At 71.2% G+C, this 7,655-nt stretch carries 6 protein-coding genes; 3 read left to right on the plus strand and 3 right to left on the minus strand.

Annotated features, from left to right (window positions below; all coding sequences use genetic code 11):
- Nucleotides 1-53: 53 nt before the first annotated feature.
- Nucleotides 54-1,841, plus strand: coding sequence for a GMC family oxidoreductase (locus tag ABZY20_RS33435; RefSeq protein WP_356446639.1), 1,788 nt, complete (start codon nucleotides 54-56; stop codon nucleotides 1,839-1,841).
- A 90-nt stretch (nucleotides 1,842-1,931) separates the two neighbouring features.
- On the opposite strand, the gene ABZY20_RS33440 is transcribed toward ABZY20_RS33435, so the two are convergent.
- A complete protein-coding gene (locus ABZY20_RS33440; protein WP_356446641.1) occupies nucleotides 1,932-2,918 on the minus strand; it encodes an LAETG motif-containing sortase-dependent surface protein in 987 nt (328 codons plus the stop codon).
- 215 nt (nucleotides 2,919-3,133) lie between these two features.
- Here ABZY20_RS33440 and ABZY20_RS33445 point away from each other — a divergent pair, with 215 nt between their 5' ends.
- Nucleotides 3,134-4,273, plus strand: a complete 1,140-nt coding sequence (locus ABZY20_RS33445) for a hypothetical protein (protein WP_356446643.1) — start codon at nucleotides 3,134-3,136, stop codon at nucleotides 4,271-4,273.
- 521 nt (nucleotides 4,274-4,794) lie between these two features.
- On the opposite strand, the gene ABZY20_RS33450 is transcribed toward ABZY20_RS33445, so the two are convergent.
- Nucleotides 4,795-5,076 carry a chorismate mutase gene (locus tag ABZY20_RS33450; RefSeq protein ID WP_356446645.1) on the minus strand — a complete coding sequence of 94 codons (282 nt, stop codon included), beginning with the start codon at nucleotides 5,074-5,076 and terminating at the stop codon, nucleotides 4,795-4,797.
- A gap of 330 nt (nucleotides 5,077-5,406) precedes the next feature.
- On the opposite strand from ABZY20_RS33450, the gene guaA reads away from it, so the two are divergent.
- A complete protein-coding gene (gene guaA / locus ABZY20_RS33455; RefSeq protein ID WP_356446647.1) occupies nucleotides 5,407-6,987 on the plus strand; it encodes a glutamine-hydrolyzing GMP synthase in 1,581 nt (526 codons plus the stop codon).
- A 15-nt stretch (nucleotides 6,988-7,002) separates the two neighbouring features.
- Here the strand turns inward: guaA and ABZY20_RS33460 are convergent, their stop codons facing one another.
- The gene (locus ABZY20_RS33460; protein WP_356446649.1) at nucleotides 7,003-7,476 is read right to left on the minus strand and encodes a pyridoxamine 5'-phosphate oxidase family protein; all 474 of its coding nucleotides are present in this window, start codon (nucleotides 7,474-7,476) and stop codon (nucleotides 7,003-7,005) included.
- Nucleotides 7,477-7,655 lie beyond the last annotated feature (179 nt).

Raw genomic sequence — 7,655 nt, forward strand, 5'->3', positions numbered from 1 at the left:
CTCTTCCCCACGGCTTTCCACCGGCCCGCACGGACACTCGACGAGGAGAACACGTGCCTCAGGACGCTTACGACTACGACGTCATCGTCGTCGGCTCCGGCTTCGGCGGTTCGGTGACCGCCCTGCGCCTGACCGAGAAGGGCTACCGGGTGGGCGTCCTGGAGGCAGGCCGCCGCTTCACCCGCGAGACCCTCCCCAGGAACTCCTGGGACCTCAAGAACTACCTCTGGGCGCCGAAGCTCGGCATGTACGGCATCCAGCGGATCCACCTGCTGGGCAACGTCATGGTCCTGGCGGGCGCGGGCGTGGGCGGCGGCTCCCTCAACTACGCCAACACCCTCTACGTCCCGCCGAAGCCGTTCTTCGAGGACCCCCAGTGGCGTGACATCACCGACTGGCAGGAGGAGCTGAAGCCGTACTACGACCAGGCCCGGCGCATGCTGGGCGTACGGCTGAACCCGACCATGACCCCCTCGGACGTCCACCTGAAGGCGGCCGCGGAGCGGATGGGCTGCGGCGACACCTTCCACATGGCTCCCGTCGGGGTGTTCTTCGGCGACGGCCAGGACGCCGACGGCGCGGTGAAGGCCAAGCCGGGCGAGGAGGTCGCGGACCCCTACTTCGGCGGGGCGGGCCCGTCGCGCAAGGCCTGCGCGGAGTGCGGCGAGTGCATGACGGGCTGCCGCCACGGCGCGAAGAACACCCTCAACGAGAACTACCTGTACCTCGCCGAGAAGGCGGGCGCGGTCGTCCACCCGCTGACGACGGTCGTCTCGGTCGCCGAGGACTCGCGCGGCGGATACGCGGTCGCCACCCTGCCGACCGACGACCGCCGCAAGGCCCGTGGCCGCACCTTCACGGCCCGCCGCATCGTGCTGGCCGCCGGCACCTACGGCACACAGACCCTGCTGCACCGCATGAAGGCCGGCGGGCAGCTCCCGCACCTGTCGGACCGGCTGGGCGAACTGACCCGCACCAACTCCGAGGCCCTGGTCGGCGCCCAGACCGACGACCGGCGCTACCGCAAGGCCCACGGCGTGCCCAGGGCCGACTTCACCCGGGGCGTGGCCATCACGTCCTCCATCCACCCCGACGCCAGCACCCACGTCGAGCCGGTCCGCTACGGCAAGGGCTCCAACTCCATGGGCGGCCTGTCCATCCTCCAGGTCCCCTACGCCGGGGCGAAGTCGGGAAGCTCACGGGTCCTCGGCTTCCTCGCCCACGCGGCCAAGCACCCCGTGCTCGTACTGCGCTCCCTGTCCAACCGCCGCTGGTCGGAGCGGACCATCATCGGCCTGGTGATGCAGTCGCTGGACAACTCCCTGACGACGTACCTCAAGCCCTCGGGCGTCGGCCGCGGCCTGCTCACCGCACGGCAGGGCCACGGCTCCCCGAATCCCAAGCAGATCAAGGCCGCCACCGAGAGCGCGTCGGCGCTGGCCGCCGAGATCAACGGCTTCGCCGGCTCCAACGTCGGCGAGCTGATGGGCACTCCGCTCACCGCCCACTTCCTCGGCGGCTGCCCGATCGGCGCCTCCCGCGAGACCGGCGTGATCGACCCGTACCACCGCCTGTACGGCCACCCCGGCATCTCGGTCGTCGACGGCGCCGCGGTCTCCGCCAACCTGGGAGTCAACCCGTCCCTGACCATCACCGCCCAGGCCGAGCGGGCGATGTCCTACTGGCCCAACAAGGGCGAGCCCGACCCGCGCCCGCAGCAGGGCACGGCCTACGAGCGGCTCCAGCCGGTCGAGCCCAAGGCCCCCGCGGTCCCGGCGGAGGCGTTCGGCGCGCTGCGGCTGCCGTTCCTGGGGATGCCGGCGGTGCCGCCCAAGGAGTGAGTCGCACGAGGAAACCGAAGAGGGACCTGCGCCCCCCTCCGAGCGCAGGTCCCTCTTCTGGTGTGCGACGGCCTGACGGCCGCTTTCGGCTTACGCCTCGGCGCCGGCCTTGCGGCGGCGCACGACGAAGATCGCGCCGGCACCGGCGACGACCGCGGCACCGCCGACCAGGCCGATCATCGGCAGGGCGGAGCTGGAGCCGGTCTCGGCGAGGCTGCCGGTGACCTCCGGCGTGCTGGTGCTCGGCTTCTCGTCGGTGACGGGCGCCTTGCCGCCTTCCTGCGGCTTGGTGCCCTCGGTGTCCGTACCGGCGGAGACGATCTGGAACTTGTACGACACCTCACCGAAGCCGGTGCACTCGGCGTCGTTGTCGCCGTAGATCGTCGCGCCGAGCGAGAAGCCGGCGCCGACCGGGGCGGACTTGCTGACGTTGAGGCGCAGCGGGATGTCGACCTCGTAGTCGGGCTTCAGCTCGTCGGTGTAACCGACGTAACCGACCGCGTAGCCGCCCTCGTTGAGGTCGACCCAGATCTTGTCCTGGGGGTCCCAGGCCTGGAGCTGGACCTTCTTGCTGGAGAACAGTTCCTCGCCGTTCTTGTCGGCGGAGGCCCCGGCGAAGAAGTCGAGGTCGTTCAGGGTGGAGTCGGAGTTGTTCAGCACGTTCAGCGAGAACTTGTGCCAGCCGCTGCCCGCCGCGATCTTGCCCGGCAGGCCGGAGATGCTGACGTCGACCTTGGCGTCCTCGCAGATCGAGGGCTCGGGGTCCGGCTCCTCCGACTCCTCGGGGGCGGAGGTGCTGGGCGCCGGGGAGGACTCGCTGGCGGACGCGCTCGGCGAGGTGGACGTCTGCGGGGCGGACTCGCTCACGGTGGCGCTCGGCGTGGGCGTCGTCTCGGGCGTGGACTCGGTCGCGGACGCGCTCGGCGAGCTGGACGTCTCGGGAGCGGACTCGCTCACCGAGGCGCTCGGCGTGGGCGTCGTTTCGTCGGTCGCGTACGCGGCCGGTGCCGCGAGCAGTGCCACCGGGGCTATGACCGCCGTTGCGGCCGCTGCTGCCATGGCGCGGCGAAGCTTCATGAAGACCTCGGAGAGTCCGGTGTACCGCCGGATGCGGTACGCAACGTTGGGGGAGGCCTCCGCGTGTGGGGCGCGGGTGTGGCCCTTGGTTCGGCAGGTTTGATCGGTGAGACCTGTGAATGGTTGCGCTGGCATTCACAGAATTCTTATGTGGGCTGGGTCACACCCGTGATCTTCTTGCGAAGGCGCTGATCAACCGCTTAGATCTGTCCCTCGTGTCTGAGAAGCCGTCCGACGGCCAGCCGTCGGGCTCGGAACTCCCCGATGACGTCTGGGAGCAGTTCACCCGCGACACCGAGCGGGACATCCGCACCTCCGCCCCGAAGGAACCGTCCGCGCGGGCGCGCATGGTGACCGAACGGCTGCGCGAGCAGGACGCCCGGGGGGAGGTGCCCCCGGGGTGGCGCACCGGCCCCGCCTGGCAGGAGATGAACGGGACCGCGGCCCGGCGCCGCAGGCTGTGGGCCCTCCTCGGCGTCGTGGTCGCCGTCGCCGTGGTGCTGGTGGCGCTGAAGCCGTCGCTGCTGCCCGGCGACCCCTTCGGCACCGGGGCATCGGGGGCCGACGCCTCGCCGCTGCCCGCCGAGACGGCGCCGCCCACCGCCGCTCCCGGCGCCCAGGACGCCGAAACCCCCACCCTCGACGAGCCCTTCGCCGGTTCCCCGGCCCTGCGCTGGGCCGACGGCGAGGACGGCATCGTCCTGCCCGAGGCGAAGGCCGTCGGCGCGGTCTCCGCGTCGCGTGTCAAGCAGGCGCTGACGCTGACCAAGAAGCTGCTGGTGAGCGCCAACCTGGACCCGAAGACCCTGCGCGGTGAGCGCCCCGAGGCCGCGTTCTCCGTGCTCGACCCCAAGCAGCCGGACCTGATCAGCCACCTCGGCACCGCCCTGCGCTCGCCGAGCGAGAAGAAAGACCCGGTGACCCTGTTCAGCCGGTTCGACCCCGACGAGATCCGGCTGGTCGGGAACGTGGTCAAGACGCGCGGCCACATGACGTTCAAGAAGGGCGCGCACGGCGGCGTCGCCGTGCGCGCCGACTACACCTTCGTCTACCCGGTGTCACGCGCGGACGGCTCCACCGAGGTCACCCGCACCATCGTGCGCCGCGTCATCGAGACGGAACTCGCCGATCCCGCGCGCTACCGGGTCACCGAGGGCCGGCTGCTGGTCGTGGAGTACGACCAGAACATCGGCAACTCCGCGTGCTTCGTGTACGACGGCTATCTGCACCCGGTGTTCTCCTCGAGCGCCTCCGCGAGGCCGGACCCGAGCGGCCCCGCGGTGGACCCGTACGACCGGAGCAGGGACATCGACGACGGCGACGGCGCGGACTGCGGGACGCTGACCCGCACCTGACGCCCCGCCGGAGGAGCCCGGTGCAGAACGAAGGGCCCCGCGGGGCGGAGCCGCGGGGCCCTTCTTCTCGTCAGCACCGGCGACAGGGCAGCGCCGGTGCGTGGGAGCGACGCCGGGGGGTTGCGCCGCTGGTCCGTGTCTCTGGCAGTGAGGTCATGCGGGTGGCCGCGGGGGACGTGGGCCGTGTACGCGTCGTGCTGGATGAACGCGGCGCCCGCAACCGTCTGACCCAGCCCTGTGCATCGATGCAAGTGTCCGCCGGCCGGCCCCGGGCGTCCCCGGAGCCGGCCGTTCTCTTGGGTGACCGGGCTGCTGTCCCCTGCCGTCCGGTCACTTCCCTGGAGCGAGGTCCCACGACGCACGGCACGATCCGTACGTCTCATCGCCCCAGTGAGCCACGCGTGGTTCTTCCGGGCCCGCGCCTGGCTGACACGGACACCGGGACCAACGAACCGGCCCGGGAAACGGTCACGCGCCGTACGGGTGAGAGGGATGCGCACGTGTGTCCCGCGAACGGGGTTTCAGATCTTGCCGCGGCACAGCTCCAGCAGCGTCATCGCGAGCGTGGTGCCCGGCTTGCCGAGGGCCTGCCGGTAGTGGGCGAGGACCTCCATCTCGCGGGAGAGGTTCACCCGGCGGCCGCCGGAGCCGATCCGCGCCTCCTGGATCACGGCGGACACGGCCGCCCGTTCCTGGATCAGGCCGATGATCCGGTCGTCGAGCGCGTCGATCCGCTCGCGGGCTCCGGAGATCACGCCGGCGGCCTCGGGGGTACGGGCGCCGGTCACGTCGGTGGCGGTCATGAGAAGGGCTCCTCGTCGGCTGAGGGCGCCCCGGTCCGGCAAGGCCCCGACGACGGCAGACGCCCCGGGCCTTGTCGGCCCGGGGCGCCTGGGAAGTCGCTTGTCAGTTGCTCAAGCAGCACGACCATGGCAGCCGGCGGGCCGGGTGCCATAGGTAAAGACGAACGTCTGGTGCGTGAGCATGCGGCCAGTATGCCCCGCACGCCCGAGGCGTCCAAGCCGGTTCGCATCCTGAGACGGGGCGGCTGCCCGGCGCACGGCAGGAGCCCCGCGGCCCCCCGGTAGAATCGGGTGGCACAAGACCCCCGCCCCACCGCCGGAAGGCACCCCGTGTCATCAGCGACTTCCGCTGCCAGCGCCGCCGACACCGTCCTGGTCGTCGACTTCGGCGCGCAGTACGCCCAGCTCATCGCCCGTCGCGTCCGCGAGGCGCGGGTCTACAGCGAGATCGTGCCGAGCACCATGCCGGTCCGGGAGATCCTCGCGAAGAACCCCGCGGCGATCATCCTCTCCGGCGGCCCCTCGTCGGTGTACGCGGAGGGCGCCCCGCGCCTGGACCGCGAGCTCTTCGAGGCCGGCGTCCCCGTCTTCGGCATGTGCTACGGCTTCCAGCTGATGGCGCAGACCCTCGGCGGCACCGTCGACAACACCGGCGCCCGCGAGTACGGCCGCACCGGGCTGCACGTCTCCAAGGTGTCCTCCACCCTCTTCGAGGGCACCCCCGCCGAGCAGTCCGTCTGGATGTCGCACGGCGACGCCTGCTCCGCCGCCCCCGAGGGCTTCTCCGTCACGGCCTCCACGGACGTCGTGCCGGTCGCCGCCTTCGAGAACGACGAGAAGAAGCTGTACGGCGTGCAGTACCACCCCGAGGTGATGCACTCCACGCACGGCCAGCAGGTGCTGGAGCACTTCCTGTACCGGGGCGCGGGGCTCACCCCGAGCTGGACGACCGGCAACGTGATCGAGGAGCAGGTCGCCGCCATCCGCGAGCAGGTCGGCGACAAGCGCGCCATCTGCGGCCTGTCCGGCGGTGTGGACTCCGCGGTCGCCGCGGCCCTCGTGCAGAAGGCCATCGGCTCCCAGCTGACCTGCGTCTACGTCGACCACGGCCTGATGCGCAAGGGCGAGACCGAGCAGGTCGAGAAGGACTTCGTGGCCGCGACCGGCGTGCAGCTGAAGGTCGTGGACGCCGAGGAGCGGTTCCTCAAGGCGCTCGCCGGGGTCTCCGACCCCGAGGAGAAGCGGAAGATCATCGGCCGCGAGTTCATCCGGGTCTTCGAGCAGGCCCAGGCCGAGATCATCGCCGACCAGGGCCCGGCCGTGGAGTTCCTCGTCCAGGGCACGCTCTACCCGGACGTCGTCGAGTCCGGCGGCGGCACCGGCACCGCCAACATCAAGTCCCACCACAACGTCGGCGGCCTGCCCGAGGACCTCGAGTTCCAGCTCATCGAGCCGCTGCGCAAGCTGTTCAAGGACGAGGTCCGCATGGTCGGCCAGGAGCTCGGCCTGCCGGAGGAGATCGTCCAGCGCCAGCCGTTCCCCGGCCCCGGTCTCGGCATCCGCATCGTCGGCGAGGTCACCAAGGAGCGCCTGGACCTGCTGCGCGAGGCCGACGCCATCGCCCGTGAGGAGCTGACCGCGGCCGGTCTCGACCGGGACATCTGGCAGTGCCCGGTGGTCCTGCTCGCGGACGTCCGCAGCGTCGGCGTCCAGGGCGACGGCCGCACCTACGGCCACCCGATCGTCCTGCGCCCCGTCTCCTCCGAGGACGCCATGACCGCCGACTGGTCGCGGCTGCCGTACGACGTCCTCGCGCGGATCTCGACCCGCATCACCAACGAGGTGCGTGACGTCAACCGCGTCGTCCTCGACGTGACCTCGAAGCCGCCGGGCACCATCGAGTGGGAGTGACCCTCCGGGTCCGCCCTAGGTGCGCTTGATCGTGCGCAGGGGTGCGCCGGGCTTCCAGACCTGGACGACGAGGTACGTGTCGTCCTCGACGTAGGTCCGCACGACCTCCGTCAGCTCGGTGCGGAAGAGGTGGAACGGCTCCGGCGGTTCCACCTCTTCGACGTATCTGGCCTTCGTCGCCACGTCGTCGACCTCGATCGCCCGGCCGCTGATCCGGACGTCGCCGCCGCCCATGCCCGTGCCCTCGCCCGGGTTGGCCTGGAGCGCGAAGCGCGGGTCGCGGCGCAGGTCGAGCGCCTTGAGCGAGTCCGGCATCATGCCGAGCCACAGTTCGCCGTTGAGGAACCGCACCTCAAGGCCGCTGGTGCGGGGCGAGCCGTCCTTGCGGAGGGTGGCGAGGACGTGGTGGGTGTAGGCGCCGAAGCGCTTCTCGACCGTGCCGGCCAGATCCGGTTCGGCGGTGGCGAAGGCCGCCCAGTTCGCTGTCATACGTCGAAGTGTCGCGCCGAAACCGGACATCCACTGTCCGCTATTCGTGGGGTCGGGGAGCCCGGGGGCACAAGGGCGTGTACGGGTGCTCATTAGAGGACCATCCCTTCTGCAGCCCTCACGGGTAGGGTTGTGACCTCTCGGTCCCGGTGGGTGCATGGCTTGGCGTGCGCGCTGCG

It is taken from the genome of Streptomyces sp. NPDC006624 (assembly GCF_040611555.1).
In the GTDB taxonomy this organism is placed as follows: domain Bacteria; phylum Actinomycetota; class Actinomycetes; order Streptomycetales; family Streptomycetaceae; genus Streptomyces.

Coding starts and splice junctions, on each gene's coding strand:
- ABZY20_RS33450 (WP_356446645.1), bottom strand. CDS start 5,076: ATGACCGCCACCGACGTGACCGGCGCCCGTACCCCCGAGGCCGCCGGC.
- ABZY20_RS33460 (WP_356446649.1), bottom strand. CDS start 7,476: ATGACAGCGAACTGGGCGGCCTTCGCCACCGCCGAACCGGATCTGGCC.
- ABZY20_RS33440 (WP_356446641.1), bottom strand. CDS start 2,918: ATGAAGCTTCGCCGCGCCATGGCAGCAGCGGCCGCAACGGCGGTCATA.